Annotated in this window: 11 protein-coding genes; 4 read left to right on the plus strand and 7 right to left on the minus strand. The window is 63.2% G+C overall.

Translation table 11 applies throughout. From position 1 onward, the window contains the following. Nucleotides 1-61: 61 nt before the first annotated feature. The gene (locus tag V1479_RS24090; RefSeq protein WP_438620881.1) at nt 62-886 is read right to left on the minus strand and encodes a GGDEF domain-containing protein; all 825 of its coding nucleotides are present in this window, start codon (nt 884-886) and stop codon (nt 62-64) included. Nucleotides 887-1,880: 994 nt separating this feature from the next. On the opposite strand from V1479_RS24090, the gene V1479_RS24095 reads away from it, so the two are divergent. Both V1479_RS24095 and V1479_RS24100 read left to right on the plus strand, forming a co-directional pair. Beyond that, nucleotides 1,881-2,309, plus strand: a complete 429-nt coding sequence (locus V1479_RS24095) for a hypothetical protein (RefSeq protein WP_368805094.1) — start codon at nt 1,881-1,883, stop codon at nt 2,307-2,309. Between the two features lie 48 nt (nt 2,310-2,357). After that, entirely contained in the window at nt 2,358-2,459 is a 102-nt protein-coding gene (locus V1479_RS24100; protein WP_368805095.1) for an STAS domain-containing protein, read from the plus strand. Between the two features lie 2,082 nt (nt 2,460-4,541). Here the strand turns inward: V1479_RS24100 and V1479_RS24105 are convergent. The 5 genes from V1479_RS24105 to V1479_RS24125 form a co-directional block, all read right to left on the minus strand. Further along, nucleotides 4,542-4,733, minus strand: a complete 192-nt coding sequence (locus tag V1479_RS24105) for a hypothetical protein (RefSeq protein ID WP_368805096.1) — start codon at nt 4,731-4,733, stop codon at nt 4,542-4,544. Between the two features lie 965 nt (nt 4,734-5,698). Beyond that, nucleotides 5,699-8,530, minus strand: a complete 2,832-nt coding sequence (fdhF, locus tag V1479_RS24110; RefSeq protein WP_368805097.1) for a formate dehydrogenase subunit alpha — start codon at nt 8,528-8,530, stop codon at nt 5,699-5,701. Further along, nucleotides 8,530-10,197: an NAD(P)H-dependent oxidoreductase subunit E gene (locus V1479_RS24115; RefSeq protein WP_368805156.1), complete on the minus strand. Its 1,668-nt coding sequence runs from the start codon at nt 10,195-10,197 to the stop codon at nt 8,530-8,532. Before V1479_RS24115 ends, fdhF begins: the two co-directional genes overlap by 1 nt. A gap of 157 nt (nt 10,198-10,354) precedes the next feature. Next, nucleotides 10,355-10,597 (minus strand): sulfurtransferase TusA family protein, encoded by a 243-nt coding sequence (locus V1479_RS24120; protein ID WP_312860703.1) that lies wholly within the window; start codon nt 10,595-10,597, stop codon nt 10,355-10,357. Between the two features lie 76 nt (nt 10,598-10,673). Continuing rightward, nucleotides 10,674-11,930 (minus strand): molybdopterin molybdotransferase MoeA, encoded by a 1,257-nt coding sequence (locus V1479_RS24125; protein WP_368805098.1) that lies wholly within the window; start codon nt 11,928-11,930, stop codon nt 10,674-10,676. A 150-nt stretch (nt 11,931-12,080) separates the two neighbouring features. Between V1479_RS24125 and V1479_RS24130 the strand changes: the two genes are divergently transcribed. Together V1479_RS24130 and mobA are read left to right on the plus strand one after the other, a co-directional pair. Then, the gene (locus V1479_RS24130) at nt 12,081-12,974 is read left to right on the plus strand and encodes a formate dehydrogenase accessory sulfurtransferase FdhD (protein WP_173193896.1); all 894 of its coding nucleotides are present in this window, start codon (nt 12,081-12,083) and stop codon (nt 12,972-12,974) included. Continuing rightward, a complete protein-coding gene (gene mobA, locus V1479_RS24135; RefSeq protein ID WP_368805099.1) occupies nt 12,964-13,596 on the plus strand; it encodes a molybdenum cofactor guanylyltransferase MobA in 633 nt (210 codons plus the stop codon). The genes V1479_RS24130 and mobA overlap by 11 nt, the downstream gene beginning before the upstream one ends. 102 nt (nt 13,597-13,698) lie before the next feature. Here mobA and V1479_RS24140 read toward each other — a convergent pair whose 3' ends face one another. After that, a complete protein-coding gene (locus V1479_RS24140; protein ID WP_368805100.1) occupies nt 13,699-15,648 on the minus strand; it encodes a molybdopterin biosynthesis protein in 1,950 nt (649 codons plus the stop codon). Nucleotides 15,649-15,654 lie beyond the last annotated feature (6 nt).

Genomic DNA, 15,654 nt, shown 5'->3' on the forward strand with positions numbered 1-15,654 from the left:
CCGGCGGAAGCCGAGGAACGCTACTACGCCATGCTGGAAGAACCAGCCATGGCCGCGTGACTCAAAAGAAACGGCCTCCGGCAAACCCGGGGCGGTTCACCTCCTCATCTGTGGTACTGCTGATCTGCGTCCGGTTGCGGCCCTTCTCCTTTGCGAGGAAGCATGCGGCATCGGCCAGGCCGAGAGCCTGTTCTGTTGCGCCGGCACCGGCTTCGCCGAAACATGCAATACCGACGCTCAGGGTCACTCCGTACCGGCGGCTTTTCCAAACAAAGTCTATGTCCTTCACCGCTCGGCGCAGAGACTCAGCGAGAGCGGCAGAGTCCTCCCGGCCACAATTCCATCGGACCAGAGCAAATTCGTCGCCGCCAAGCCGTGCCAACACATCGTCGCTCTGGCACTGGTGTGCTATGGCCGAGGCAACCTCTTTCAGTAGCTGGTCGCCTGCCGCATGACCGCACCGGTCATTCACAATCTTGAAGTGATCGATGTCCATGTAAAGCAGCGCATGTGGACCGGCGCTGGGAAGGTTGTCCGTCTTCTCAGCGAAATCGCGTCGGTTGGATAAGCCAGTCAACGAGTCATGTGCCGCCTGATAGGACACCTCTTGAGCAAGCTGGTAAGCTTCTGTGACATCATTCCCTTGCACGAAAATGCCGGTAACATTGCCACTCTCATCGAGGATGGGTTGGTAGATAAGATCGATGAATCGCTGTTCCAGCTCTCCATTGGCCACTCTCTGCAATTGGATTGGCATGGCGCGCCCGATAAACGGCTCGCCAGTCTGATAAACCCGATCGAGCTTCTCCAAAAAGCCTTGTGGAACGACTTCCGGCAGCACCTCAGATAACGAATGACCGATGATGGTCCGACAAGTTGATAATATGCGTCGTTGGCAAGTTCATAGATGTGACTTGGACCGCGAAGAACACAAATGAAACCGGGCGCTTGCTGAAACAGCTGTCGTAGCCGTTCCTGCTCGAACTTGCGATCCTGTTCACTTGGAACGCGCCTGCCCCTCACTGTGCTAGTTCGAGATCGCATTGCCGCTATCGACCCGGGAGCGCGACCACTCTTTCGCCAGTTCCTCGCCACCATTCACCCCCGCACCATCACGGCCCTGACTATCCAGCTATGTTAAGACCACGAGAGGGGCTCTCCAGCTTCATCGAAATTACCCGTAATTCGCGCGCTAACATTTGTTAGGCTGGCAGTGTTCACAGCAAGTTAATCGGGTAATTCAAATGATATCAACATCACGCTCCCAATAGCAGGCGCTCTACTGCAGGAATCAGCTGCTGTTGCTGAGGCCTCACTCAACCTGCCTCTCGTTAGAAGTGTTCGACATCGTTCGTTTAAGCCAGATATCCGCGCATCACACCGAACTCCTTTTCGGCGTCCCAAAAAGCGGCAGTCTCAGACCGTGGTTCTCTCGTTGCAGGTCTAGGCGAATTTTGTGTCGATTGGCTTCGACACATGACGATTTCAGAGCTTACGCTTAAGTCCAGGGATGAAGAGCCGGTTCGTCGGCTGGAGGTCTTCACGGGCTCCGGTCGTCGGCGTTAATGGTCGCCGGACGAGAAGGGGCGGATCGTCGGAAAGCTGTGAGGCGACCGTGAGCGTGGTGGCACGGCGATATGCCTTGTCCCCACAGCAGTTGTCGCGTGGCGTCGGGCAGCTCGTTACACTTTGGCGGCATTGACGGCATCCGAACCGTTGTTTGTTCCCCCCGTGGTGACGGCGCCGCATTCGGAAACCGCGCTGCCGTCGCGTCCAAGGCCACGAAAACGGAAGGCTCGAGACGCTGGCGGGATCGAGCTTGAGATCAACGGTATCGCCATACGAGTTGGCCGGGGAGCCGGCGCCAGACGATTGCGGCGGTGATCCGGGCGCTGAAAGCAAACATCGTGATCGGGCCGCCAGGTGCCGTCAAGGTCACGGTGGCGACGGAGCCGGTGGACCTCCGCCAGGGAGCGGAAGGGCTGGTCGCGGGGGTGCGCGAGACGATGGGGCCGATCGCTTTAGCGGTGCGGTCTATGTCTTCCGTGCCAAACGCGGGGTCTAATCGATCCGGATGGGGTGAAGCGACGGTTCTGGGTGCCACGTTCTTCCTCACCATCTTCCGTGACCTGACCGAAGCAATCGTCGTCGGTTTCGCTCTGGGATCGGTGCTCTTCATTCACAGAATGAGCCGCACGACCGCCGTCGCGACCCACACTCCATTTGTAAGCCGGGACGAGGCTGATACAACGCGTCCGCGCGGTGCCTATGACGAAGAACTCGCGGCAAACCCGGACGTGGTTGTCTAACGCATCACCGGAGCGCTCTTCTTCGGTGCCACCGCTTCCATCGGTTCGGTGCTCGATCGAATCGAGGACAGCCACAAGGCGTTGATCGTCGACTTCTCGGCCGTCCCGTTTCTCGACTCGACGGGAGCCAACATGATGAAGGGGGGCTAGCCCACAAGGCGCACCAGCGCCACGTTGCGCTGTGGCTGACGGGGGCAAGCGACGACATACGACGAGTGCTGATCACGCATGGGCTGAAGCAGCCCATCGTGCACTACGCGTCCACTGTCTCGGATGCCGTGGCTACGCTACTGATAGACAAGCAGGGAGTTGGCCAGACGCGATAGGCACACCGCCGTTCGGCCGCCGGCAAGTGATGCCCCGGCTCCACCTCCACTCTGGAGCGTGAAGAACGATGTTCGAAGCCTTTGATGGCAGGCATATGCCGAAGCCCAGCCCCCGACCAGCGCAGCGGCCTGAACGCAGCGCTGCAGGGCGTGTTTCATTATCCCTGTTCCCACGCCCTGCCCTATCCATTGGATGTCGGTAGCGAGTTAACCGTCGAAAAGGCAGGAAACTGGGTCGGGCGGCTGGTCACTTCGAACAAAGCGAAGCAACATAGTCGGAGCCATCAAAGTCGGCGCAAGGGCGCGTGGCCGACACCCGCCCTACCTCATGAACTACAACGGACGCCTGTAATGCCCTCATGCTGACTGGAGCGTGCGCGTGGATTCAGCCAGTGGACGAGCGTGGGATTTGCAGGCTCGGATGGCGACGCCGAGCACGGTCCGTCATTGCCGCGCTGATTGGGACCTGCAAGCTAAACGTCGTTGAGCCGCGAACGACCACCTCAACAGCCAGATCGACAATCTCCTGCCCTAGGCCTATATCCGGGCTGCCGAACTCGAGGCCGTGGCCTGAGAACACCCGTTATGGCCATTCAGCGTGCGCTGCGGTTCGTCCCCCGCTTGTCTGACCATCCGTCGTTCGCGGACGCATGACCCGTTCATTTCTAGCCCGTTGAAGCCCCGCAAGCGGATTTTCTCTCCCCTCGTCCAAATCGCGTCGCCATCGACAATGCAATTGACGCGCTTGCTGCGTATCCGGCCGATGTACCCGACGCAGCTTCCACCTGACGCTCTTGGGGAACGCTCTCCCAACTTTGCGCCCCCTGCACCGATAAGCGCAGCGCGAGACCCAAAGACAAAGACCGGCGGTTGCGCGAACATGGCAGCCATTCCGCTTGTTCGAGCCAATGTGATGTGACTGGTTTTGATGTGATCATCGCGACGCGGACGAGAGAATGATCGGGGAGGATGAACACACCTAAAGGCCGGCATGATGAAAGGCTATCGTGAAGCTCTGCCTTTGGCGCTACTTCTCACAAGCGCTATCCTGTTGGCAGCGTTCCTCGTCGCGGCGGCGCTGCTCTTCTGACAGTTAAAAAAAGTGCCTCGCGACCAAGCGGCGCGAGGCAATCGGCCGAGGGGTAAGTCGGGATCCATGGCCGTGGTGCAGCGGACCACGATACACATCAGGCGTCAAGTCAGTGCGGGATGATACAGAAAGAACTGAACCCTCAACATCATTCGACGGCTCCAACCCTGTGTGCAGGTCGAGCGCCCAGTCGCCACGGACGCGATCAGAAGCTACTTAGAGCCGATAGCAATACACTGCCGCCCACAAAGGCAATCGTTGCGATTGAGGTGAGTAAGAGCGACGCGACGACCGTACGTGCTGTATCTCGAAAATCGTACATAGGTACCTCCGGCAACTCTCCCGTAGGGGAAATCCTTGAGCGCGTCACGGGTTCCAACAAGAAGCGCGCGCCAGCTCGCTGCCCGCCATCCTGTCCAGACAGCCGGCGTAGGCAGAAAGGCTCAGGCTCCGGCTTAGGGAGAGTCTAAGTCTCAGGGAGATCGGAAAATCGGGGTAAAGGAGGGTGTCGCGCCGCCGCCAATAGCCGACGGACTTAACCCGTGGATCATTGAGGGGAACCCAGCGAGCGATAATATGGCGTAGTCAGTTGCCCGTCAGTTGCCCGGCACGACCGGTGGCGCCCAATCAGCGCCCACCCGATGCCGATGACGAGAGGATACGGCCAAGCGTGGCGACGAGGACTAGCAGGTTGCAGGCCAACGTCACCGCCATCGTGGCGACCATGCTTTTCGGCGTGATCACGGTAGGATTATTTTAGGTACAAGTTCGCCAATTCCGGGCGACGGAATATCGGCCGATTGTTGCTGCTCACGTCTAGGCTTCGCTTCTATGCTCGACAGAGGTGCATCGTTTTGTCTGGTCCTGGTCATGCTTGAGCCTAGCAAGGGCTATTCGGGTCGCTTCCAGTCTGTCGGCGGCTTCCAACAGGAGCGATACAACTTCAATCTTGGTATAGCTACCAGGTGCGGCGGCAACTTCGCGCAATCTGTTGGTAAGTTCGGGCATGGCTCCTCCTTTCAATGGGGCATTATACGCCCGCTCATCGGACGCGTGTCAAATCGTCCAGGCGGAATGTCTATAAGTGGTGCCACTATCGTGGGGATGCTTGCGCCGCGCCTACCGCGGACCTGCAACGTCAGGTGTGCTCACCATCGGTGAAGCAACGCGGCTTTCCTTGAGCGCAACGGCCTCGATGGGAGAGCGAGTGCATTACACTTGGATTTCTCGTTACGGCCGGAGTGTTGTCATGAACGCGTTCGAAATGGGCGCGGATCGCCGAAAAAATGCTCTGTTTCGTCGTCTCCCGCCGTCTCGCGGCAAGTAAGTGTCTCGAGCGCGATTAAACCAGTTCCAAATATCCCCACCCGTATTTTAGCAAAATGCTGGAGAGCGCAGTGCCTACGGCGACCACTGCAATGAGGCGACGCATGCGCTTCCGCCTCGTTCGTTCACCGGTCCAGTCGTAGCGGGGTTCGTAGTTCATCGTCCAAACCGAGGGCCTTCTCCAGCCTTCGCCCTTTGACAGCCATTTCGCTGCATAACCCGTTAGCGGCCCAATGCTGCGGACGCTCCAAGTTCGCTCATCTTGTTGAAGAATGGCTCACCGCCCGCTCTCTCTGCACCGTCGGCAAGCACGTTGTCTGCCAATTGATGCCGAACCGCGGCGCCTCTGGAGGGATCCGGATGCCCCGGCAGACAGCAAGGGCGGACGAGCGTGCCTGCCAGGGCGTCATGGATTGCTACTCCAGACATTAGCAACACGTGAACTATGACGTCCGATGGTTAATGAGAGCTTAAGGCTATTGCCGATCCATCTATTGCTTATGGCATTTCGCCAACGTGCCTCCAGGGTACGGCATTTTTGAACTCGATACGGGTGACGTAGACTACCTTGGCGTGGGAGCCTTGACGACACCCATCCGCGGCGAAAGGGCCGTCACGGCGACTTTGTCCGATCCCAACCTTGCCTGTTACGCTTCCGAATAGGGCCGTTGATTTTTGTGCAGATCTTCAGGTCCCGGTCGGTTCGACCCAGATGCCGGGACGATCTGCGCCGCGCAATATTTAAACTCCGGGATTTTGCCGTATGGATCGAGCATCGGGTTGGTGAGCTTGTTGGCGGGGCTCTCGTTGAAGCAGAACGGCATGAAGACCATACCGTCGGCGACTTCCCGGTCGGCGCGAAGAATCGCCTCGACGGTGCCGCGCCGCGTCTCCACCGCGATCACCTCTCCCTGCGACAGCCCGCGACGCTTGATCTCATAAGGGTTCATCGCGGCTATACCGTAAGGCTCGATGGCATTGAGCACGCCCGCGCGACGGGTCATGGCGCCAGTGTGCCAGTGCTCCAGCAGGCGCCCAGTGGTCAGCACCAGCGGGTATTCGTCGTCGGGAACCTCGTCAGGCGGCAAAAGGTCGGTCGGCACGATGCGCCCGCGTCCGTCGGTGGTGGGGAAACCTGAGGTGAAAACGACCTCGTTGCCGGGGACATCAGGTCCGTCGGCTGGATAGACGACGGATTCCTCGCGTTCGATGCGTTCCCAGGAGATGTGCTTCAGCGAAGGCATCACCTGTGCCATCTCGGTGTAGACTTCCGAGACATGGCCGTAATTCCAGCCCAGTCCCATGCGGTTGGCGAGCTCGACGATCAGGTCGAGATCTTGCCGCGCCTCGCCGGGCAGGTCGAGTGCAGGCCGGCCGATCTGCACCTGCCGGTTGGTGTTGGTGTAGGTGCCGAGTTTTTCGGCATGGGCCGATGCCGGCAAAACCACATCGGCATGCCATGCCGTCTCCGTCAGGAAGATGTCCTGCACCACCAGATGTTCCAGTTTGGCGAGGGCCGCACGGGCATGGCTCTGGTCGGGATCCGACATCGCCGGGTTCTCCCCCATGATGTACATGCCGCGGATCTCGCCGTCGTGAATGGCATCGACGATCTCGACAACGGTCAGCCCACGCTTCGGATCGAGCGTCTGGCCCCAGAAATTCTCGTACTGGCCGCGGATATCAATGTTCTCCACCGACTTGTAGTCGGGGAAATACATCGGGATGAGCCCGGCATCGGAAGCCCCCTGCACGTTGTTCTGACCGCGCAGCGGATGAAGCCCCGTGCCGGCGCGCCCGACGTGGCCGGTGATCAGCGCCAGCGCGATCAGGCAGCGGGAATTGTCGGTGCCGTGTGTATGCTGGGAAACACCCATGCCCCAGAAGATCATCGAGCGCTCAGCCTTGGCGTAGGTACGCGCGACCTGACGCAGCACATCCGCCTCGATGCCGCAGACCTCGGCCATCGCCTCGGGCGAGAAGTCCCTGACCTTGGCCTCCAGCGCCCGGAAGCCGGAGACGTTGGCCTGGATGTACTGCTCGTCGTAGAGCTTCTCGTCGATGATGACATGCAGCAGGGCGTTGAGCATCGCCACGTCGCTGCCGGGCTGGAAGCGGAGCGAGTAGGCGGCGTGGCGCATCATCTCCTGGCCGCGCGGATCCATGACGATCAGCTTGGTGCCGCGCTTGGCCGCCTGCTTGAAATAGGTGGCGGCGACCGGATGGTTAGTGGCCGGCCGAGCCCCGATGATGATCACGCAATCGGCCTTCAGCGCATCCATAAAAGGCGCCGATACCGCGCCCGAGCCGACACCCTCCATCAGGGCCGCCACCGAGGAAGCATGGCAGAGCCGCGTGCAGTGGTCGACATTATTGGTACCGAAACCCTGCCGCACGAATTTCTGGAAGAGGTAGGCCTCCTCATTCGAGCCCTTTGCCGAGCCGAACCCAGCCAGTCCCTGCCCGCCATGTTCGTCACGGATACGCTTCAGGCCGCCGGCCGCGCGCTCCAGCGCCTCCTCCCAAGTCGCCTCCCGGAAAATCGTCAGCGGGTCGACCCCGCGCAGATCGATGTCGCCGGCCTTGGGCGCGTCGTCGCGGCGGATCAGAGGCTTCGTCAGCCGTTCCGGCGACATCGCGTAGTCGTAGCCGAAGCGGCCCTTGACACACAGCCGGCTCTCGTTGGCCGGACCGTCGCGGCCGTCGATCTGGACGATCCTGTTGTCCTTGACCGCGACCTTCGTCTGGCAACCGACGCCGCAGAACGGACAGACCGAATCGACGACCGTGTCGAATTCCTGGACGACACGGGTCCTTCCCGCCTCGTCCATCAGTGACTTCTCGTAGAGCGCGCCGGTCGGGCAGACCTGAACGCATTCGCCGCAGGTCACGCAGGTCGACAGGCCCATGGGGTCGTGCATGTCGAAGACGGGGACGGAATGGTTGCCGCGTTGCGCCATGCCGATCACGTCGTTGACCTGCACCTCGCGGCAGGCACGCACGCAGGCGCCGCAGGTGATGCAGGCATCGAGGTTGACCGCGATGGCCGGATTGGTGACGTCGAACTCCGGCCGCATGTCGTCTACGGCGAAACGGGATTCGAAGCGCCCCTGCGCAATGCCCATCGAACTCGCCCATTCCCAGAACGGGGACTGCGGGTCGGGGCCTTTCGCGACCGGCCGCATGTTGCTGGCGAGAAGCTCGAACACCATCTCGCGCGATTTGCGGGCGCGCTCGGTGTCGGTCTTCACCACCATGCCCGCGGTCGGCTTGCGTATGCAGGAGGCAGCCAGAACGCGCTCGCCTTCGACGTCGACCATGCAGGCGCGGCAATTGCCGTCGGGACGGTAGCCGGGCATGTCGACATGGCAAAGATGCGGGATCTTCGTGCCTTCTCGCCTGGCGACGTCCCAGATGGTCTCGTCCTGTGCGGCGGTGACGGTCTTCCCGTCGAGGGTGAATGTGATGCGGTTTGCCATCAGAGATCACTCCGGAAATGCGTCAGCAGATGGTTGACCGGGTTGGGCGCCGCCTGGCCGAGGCCGCAGATCGACGAATCCCGCATGACCATTTCGAGGTCGCGGATGTTACTCTCCGGCAGTGGCCCCACTTGCTTCAAGAGGGTCACCAGCTTTTCGGTTCCTTCGCGGCAGGGCGTGCACTTGCCGCAGCTCTCATGCTTGAAGAACTTCATCAGGTTGAGGGTGACGTCCCTGATGTTGTCGGCCTGCGAGAACACCACAACGGCATGCGATCCGACGAAGGCGCCCTGTTTTGCAAGCTCGCCGCCGAAATCGAGCTGAATGTCGCCCATCGACGCCGGCAGGATACCACCGGAAGCGCCGCCCGGCAGATAGGCCTTGAACTCATGGCCGTCGGCCATGCCGCCGCAATGATCCTCGATCAGTTCGCGGACGGTGACGCCGGCGGGCGCCAGCTTGACGCCGGGCTCCTTCACGCGTCCCGACACCGACCATGAGCGGACGCCCGGATGGTCGGGGCTGCCGAGGCCCGCAAACCATTCGGGCCCCTTCTCGACGATGTCGCGGATCCACCACAGCGTCTCGACATTGTGGTTGAGCGTGGGACGCCCGAACAGTCCGACCTCGGCGATGTAGGGCGGACGGTGGCGCGGCATTCCGCGCCGCCCCTCGATGCTCTCCAGCATCGCGCTCTCCTCCCCGCAGATATAGGCGCCAGCGCCGCGCCGCAGTTCGATGAAGCCGGGCTCGACCAGCCCCGCCGTCTCGAGGGCCGCGATCTCCGTGCGCAGGATGGCCAGCACGGCCGGATACTCGTCGCGCATGTAGAAATAGATGCGCTCGGCTTCGACCGCGTGAGCCGCGATCAGCGCGCCCTCCAGGGTGCGGTGCGGGTCCTTTTCGAGATAGATGCGGTCCTTGAAGGTGCCGGGCTCGCCCTCGTCGCCGTTGATCGACATCAGGCGCGGGCCCGGATAGGAGCGGACGAAGCCCCATTTCTTGCCAGCGGGGAAACCTGCGCCACCGAGGCCGCGCAGGCCTGCATCGCCCAGCATGGCGATGATTCCGTCTGTGGTGACCGCGCCGTCGCGGATGCTTTGCAGAAGCCGATAGCCGCCGGTACTGCGATAGGCGTCAAGCCCGATATAGGCGGGAACCCTGACCCGGATCTCTCCGGCATCCACCATCTGCAGCAGGTTCCCTGCGGTCGCGTGGTCGACCTCGCGATCGCCTATGCGCGCGGCAGGCGCGCCGGCGCAGCGGCCCATGCAGGGCGCACGCATCACCCGGATCGCCGCCGGATCGGCGCCCGCCTGCAATTCGGCAAGTAGCGTTTCGGCGCCCGCCAGCATGCAGCTCACCGAATCGCACACGCGGATCGTCAGCGGCGCCGGCGAGGCTTCCCCTTCCTTCACCACGTCGAAGTGGTCGTAGAAGGACGCCACCTCGTAGACCTCGGCCTGCGAGAGGCGCATATCCTCCGCCAGCGCCCGCAAATGCTGCGCCGACAGATGGCCATATCGGTCCTGGATCATGTGCAGGAACTCGATCAGCAGATCGCGCCGTCGCTCGCCCGCACCCAGCAGCGCACGGACCTCGGCGAGCGCGGCATCATCCAGCGGACGCCCCTTTGGTCCGCGATCACGCCGCCGTCGATCCTGCATCGTCAAGCCCTCAATCCCCGGATGTACCTTCCATCTCTGTTAACAGCATTTCCGACACCCTAGGATGTTGATTATGAGGCACGATATGTTCCCTGCACGACGGACGCGAACATCGCCCGAAAGATCGGCGGAATGCAGGGCACCCTGACGCCCCCTCTCACGGCTTCATGATCTGCAACTTCTCCACCACGAACACGAGACGATCGCCGTCGCGCCTCGTCGACTCGAGCCTGTCGCCCGTCTCGTTGAGCAGGTTGGGGATGTCGATCGCCGCCAGCGGGTCGGTGCAATGGACCTCGAGCCCCTCGCCCGGCTTCAGGGTCTTCAGCGCCTTGCGCGTCTTGAGCGCAGGCAGGGGACATTTCAGCCCCGTCAGATCAAGCTTTGTCGTCAACATCATGAGGACGCATGATGCCCGACGCGGCGCGACGACGTCAATCGGCTCCGCTGTCGCGCATGGCTCTGCAAAATGCCGGTCAAAGCAGACTGGAATAGGTGAGGAACCGGACGGTTTCACCCGGCTCCACGCGCGTGACCTCCTCGCCGAGCTCGACGAGGCCATCGGTCGCGACGAGCGACGACAGCAGCCCGGCGCCCTCGCGCGGAAACTTGGTTGCCTCCAGGGAGCCATCCGCGGCCGTGCGGAGCGTCACCCGCACATATTCGCGTCGGCCTTGCTTCTTGCGATAGGAGAAGGCTGTCCGCACGGCACTCGGGATCGGCGGCAGCGGACGGGTTCCGGCAAGGGTGAGGATTGCTGGGCGGGCGATATGCGCGAAGGTAACGAAGCTCGCGACGGGGTTGCCGGGCAGCCCGATGAGCGGGGTTCCCCCGATCACGCCCATGGCGACCGGCCGGCCCGGCTTGATAGCCACGCGCCAGAACACCAGCGTCCCGCAATTCTCCACCGCGGCCCTCACGCAATCGGCGTCGCCCGTCGACACGCCCCCTGAAGTCAGGATGAGGTCGTGCGTCGACGCCGCTTCGCTCAGCTTGGCGGCGATCAGATCGCTGTCATCCGCCAGGATGCCCAGATCGGTGACGTCGCAGCAAAGCCTGGCGAGCATAACCATCAGCATGCTGCGGTTGGAATCGAAGAGCTGCGCCGGCCCGCGCATACCACCCGGCGCGACGATCTCGTCCCCGGTAGAGAACACCGCGACGCGCACCTTGCGCCTGAGCTCGACATTCGCATATCCGAAAGCCGCGGCGAGCGCGACATCCTGCGGGCGCATGCGGTGTCCCGCAGGCAGGACCGTCTCGCCCAGCGCGATATCCTCGCCCGCCGGGCGCACATTGGCACCCCTTTTCAGGCCGGGCGGGAGAATGACACCGCCGGTATCGTCCACGCGCACATCTTCCTGCATGAACACCGTATCGGCCCCTTCCGGCATCGGAGCGCCGGTGAAGACGCGCACGGCTTGACCCGGCGGCACGACCACATCCGATGTCATGCCGGCCTGGAGCCTGCCGGTAACGGCGAAGGGCGTCTCGCCGGTCTGCGGCAGGTCGTCGCCTCGCACCGCATAGCCGTCGACTGCGGAATTGGTGAAGGGCGGCAACGGCAGCGGCGCGGTCATATCGCTTGCAAGGACGCGCCCGTCCGCCAGGACGAGCGGCACCTTCTCGGTCTCGCGCACCCCACTGAGCTTCGAGGCGATCAGTGCGGCGGTCTCGTCGATGGACCGCATCGGTCCGCCAAACGCGAAACAGTCATCCGAAAGTTGCGCCATTTGCCTTCTCAATCTGCCGGCGCGCGGAAGCCTTAGCCGCAAGCGCGCCGATCCGGGGGCCTTTTTTAACCTGCCTTCGTTTGAACAGGCTATAAAGTACGGGTCAAGCCGACGCTGGCGCGACGCCGGATACGACTTCAGGAGACTGCCATGCATCAGTCGATACGCCAATCGGACCTCGCGATCGTCCTGCCCAACCCGCAGGATACGCGGCTGACGGAGCTGGTTACCGGCATCGACCATACCGGCGCGGCGGTAGAGGTCCGCGTGCCCGTGGAGCGCGCCCTGACGCTCTATCTCAACGCGCAGGAGATCGTCACCATGATGACGATCAACGACTACCCGGAATATCTCGCGCTCGGCTACCTCCTGAACCAGAACATGCTTCTGGCCGACGACGTGGTGACCGACGTCGAATATGACGAGGACCTGCAGGTCGTGGTCGTGCGCACCGAGCGCAATACGGATTACGAGCAGAAGCTCAAAAAGCGGACGCAGACATCGGGCTGCGGCCAGGGCACGGCGTTCGGCGACCTGCTCGAGGCGATCGAGGACATCGCCCTCCCCGCTTCCGAGCTTCGCACCTCCTGGCTCTACAGGATGACGCGCGAGATCAACACCACGCCCTCGCTCTATCTCGAGGCCGGCGCCATCCATGGTTGCGTGCTTTGCAGGGAGGGCGCGCCGATCTGCTACATGGAGGACGTGGGCCGCCACAACGCCGTCGACAAGATTGCCGGCTGGATGTACCGCCATGGCGTCGACGCGGCCGACAAGATCCTCTACACCACCGGCAGGCTGACTTCCGAGATGACGATCAAGACGGTGCGGATGGGCATCCCCATCCTGGTCTCGCGCTCGGGTTTTACCGCCTGGGGCGTGGCGCTCGCGCGCGAGGTCGGGCTGACGCTGGTCGGCCGGGCGCGCGGCAAGCGGTTCACCGCACTTTCGGGCCAGGAACGGATCGTTTTCGACCAGGATCTCGCCGCCGTGGACGAGGAAGCGCCGCGGCACCGCCGCAAGGGTGCAGAACATGACGACTGACCGGGCCGCTGCTACCCCGTGCGTGGTGCTTGCCGGCGGACTGGGCCGGCGCATGGGCGGTGGCGACAAGCCGATGCGCGAGATCGGCGGCCGCGCGATCCTCGACCATGTCGTCGAGCGGCTGGGGCCGCAATGCGACGGCCTGTTGCTCAATGCCAACGGCGATCCTGAGCGCTTCACCCGTTTCGGCCTTCCCGTCGTGGCCGACACGGTGGCGGGCTATCCGGGTCCGCTGGCCGGCATACTCGCTGCGCTCGAATGGACGGAGCAGAACAGGCCGGGCGTCGAATGGGTGGTCAGCGCCGCCGGCGACTGCCCATTCCTGCCGCGCGACCTCGTCGCCCGCCTGCAGCAGGCGCGGCAGGCCGAGGGCGCGGATCTGGCTGTGGCGGCATCCGGCGGCCAGGCGCATCCGGTCATCGGGCTGTGGAAGGTTGCGCTTCGGGACGATCTTCGCAGGGCGCTCGTCGAGGAAGACGTGCGCAAGATCGACCGCTGGACCGCCCGCTACCGCCTTGCAATGGTGTCATGGCCGAGCGAGCCGGTGGACCCGTTCTTCAACGCCAACACGGTCGACGATCTCCACGAGGCCGAACGACTGGCCGCGCTGGTTGCCGACTAGAGCATTTTGCAGCCAGGCGGAAATCGTCTGGCGTTCGCACCAATGCGGCCAGGATAACCAGACTAGAGAAACGGAATTGCGTTCGGCAGAACGCCTGTTGCTCTAGCCGGCGCGGGCGAAACCGGCCCGCTCCAGCGCCGCATGGATTTCCGGCGATTGCAGGGCCGTCAGGAACGCCTGCACGGCGGGCTGTTCCCTGCGCGCCGAGACGAGCGCGAAATCATAGTGCTCTTCCGTCAGCGGTATGAAGCCGAGCCCGGCCGCGCGCGCCACGGGCGCGATGGTGACGCCCCAGTCTGCCCGTTCCTGTACGACCGCTGCTGCGACGGCGTTGTGCGAACGCGGCTGGTTCCAGTAGCCGTCAGGGCGCGCCGGGCCGAGCAGTTGATCGATTAGGATGCGCGTCCCCGCACCCTGATTGCGGTTGACCATCAGACAATCCGGATCGGCGAGCGCGCCGGCGACCGCCTCCTCCACACTGCGACCCTCGAAACGCGAATCCCCGGAGCGGAAAACGAGGCCCTGCATGCGTCGCCAGCCCGGAACCAATTCGAGGCCGTCGCCGAGGAACGGCGTGTTGTAGCTTTGGGTCTTCGGATCGAAGAGGTGGATCGGCGCGAGGTCGCACTCGCCGCGTTTCGCTGCAGCGAGGCCTCCGAGGCTTCCCACCGCCAGCGAGCGCACCGATGTCCCGCTCGCCGAGAGCGCACTGAAGACGAGGTCCAGGCCAACGCAGTGGCTGCCGATGACGACGAGGTCGGGAACGCGAACCTGCGGCGTGAACAGCGCCACCGGCGTTTCCGCCCCGGCGGGCAGATGATCGGCCAGCGCTTCGATGCGGATGAAGCCGTCGGCCTGGGCGAAGGAGGTGATGGCTCCCGAGCCCTTTCCGGTCGCATAGGCGGCAAGCCCCTCCGGCCCTTGCACAAGCGAGACCATGACGAACTCCGTGCGCCCGAGTTCGGAGGGAAGGCGCAGCGGAACGCGCGCGCTTACCTGCGCATCGATGCGCGGCGGCAGCCCCGCCATGCGCCGCAATACGGGAACGATCATGTCGTGGAATGTGAACATGGCCGAAGTCGGAAATCCCGGCAGGATGATGACCGGCTTGCCGTCGCACACCGCCAGGCAGAGCGGCTTGCCTGGTTTCAGCGCGACGCCGTGCGCAATGATGCCCGGCTTGCCCAGTCGGCCGATGATGCGATGGCTGACATCACCCGCCCCCTTGGACGTACCGCCGGACAGGATGAGCAGGTCATGGTCAGCGAGCGCATCGCGCATCGCGGCCTCGAGCCTCGCCTCATCATCCGGGAAAGCGCCGAGAAAGCGAGCTTCGCCGCCGTTTTCGGTGACGGCCGCGCTGACGATTGGACCATTGGCGTCGTAGATCGCGGCGGGCCGCAGCGGCTCGCCGGGCTGGACGAGTTCGTCACCGGTGGAAAGGATGGCGACGCGCGGCCTGCGAACCACCGTAATCTGCGCGACCCCGCAGGCGGCGAGCATGCCGATCTCGCGCGAGCCGATCACCGTGCCGGCGCGCAGCACGACCTCGCCTCGCGCCATGTCGGACCCTGCGCCGGAAACGAACTGGCCGGGCGAAACGCTGCGCATTACCTCGATGGCGTCCGCCCCTGCCGGATGCGTATGCTCCATCATCACGATCGCGTCGGCGCCCCGCGGCAGCGGCCCTCCGGTCGCGATGGGAGTAGCGGTTCTGGCCAGCACCGGAATTTGCGGAACCGTTCCGCAGGCGATCGTTTCCGCGTTGAGCGCGAGCCGGACGGGATGCGCCTGCGAGGCGGCGGCGAGATCAGCGGCGCGCAAAGCGAAGCCGTCGACATTGGAGCGGTCGAAAGGCGGCACGTCGACAGGCGCCACAACGTCTTCGGCAAGCGCCAGTCCCAACGTATCCGAAAGAACACGCTTCTCCGTCTGTGCCGGCCGTGGAAACAGGGCCGCTTCGAAGCGCGTGAGCGCATCCTCGCGCGACAATATCGTCAGGAACTGCTCCTGGCCGGTGCCCTGCCGGGTAGAAGATATAGACGTGTTCATATCCGG

It is taken from the genome of Neoaquamicrobium sediminum (assembly GCF_040970315.1).
GTDB lineage: Bacteria > Pseudomonadota > Alphaproteobacteria > Rhizobiales > Rhizobiaceae > Aerobium > Aerobium sediminum.

Coding starts and splice junctions, on each gene's coding strand:
- V1479_RS24105 (WP_368805096.1), bottom strand. CDS start 4,733: ATGCCCGAACTTACCAACAGATTGCGCGAAGTTGCCGCCGCACCTGGT.
- fdhF (WP_368805097.1), bottom strand. CDS start 8,530: ATGGCAAACCGCATCACATTCACCCTCGACGGGAAGACCGTCACCGCC.
- V1479_RS24115 (WP_368805156.1), bottom strand. CDS start 10,197: ATGCAGGATCGACGGCGGCGTGATCGCGGACCAAAGGGGCGTCCGCTG.
- V1479_RS24120 (WP_312860703.1), bottom strand. CDS start 10,597: ATGATGTTGACGACAAAGCTTGATCTGACGGGGCTGAAATGTCCCCTG.
- V1479_RS24125 (WP_368805098.1), bottom strand. CDS start 11,930: ATGGCGCAACTTTCGGATGACTGTTTCGCGTTTGGCGGACCGATGCGG.
- V1479_RS24130 (WP_173193896.1), top strand. CDS start 12,081: ATGCATCAGTCGATACGCCAATCGGACCTCGCGATCGTCCTGCCCAAC.
- mobA (WP_368805099.1), top strand. CDS start 12,964: ATGACGACTGACCGGGCCGCTGCTACCCCGTGCGTGGTGCTTGCCGGC.
- V1479_RS24140 (WP_368805100.1), bottom strand. CDS start 15,648: ATGAACACGTCTATATCTTCTACCCGGCAGGGCACCGGCCAGGAGCAG.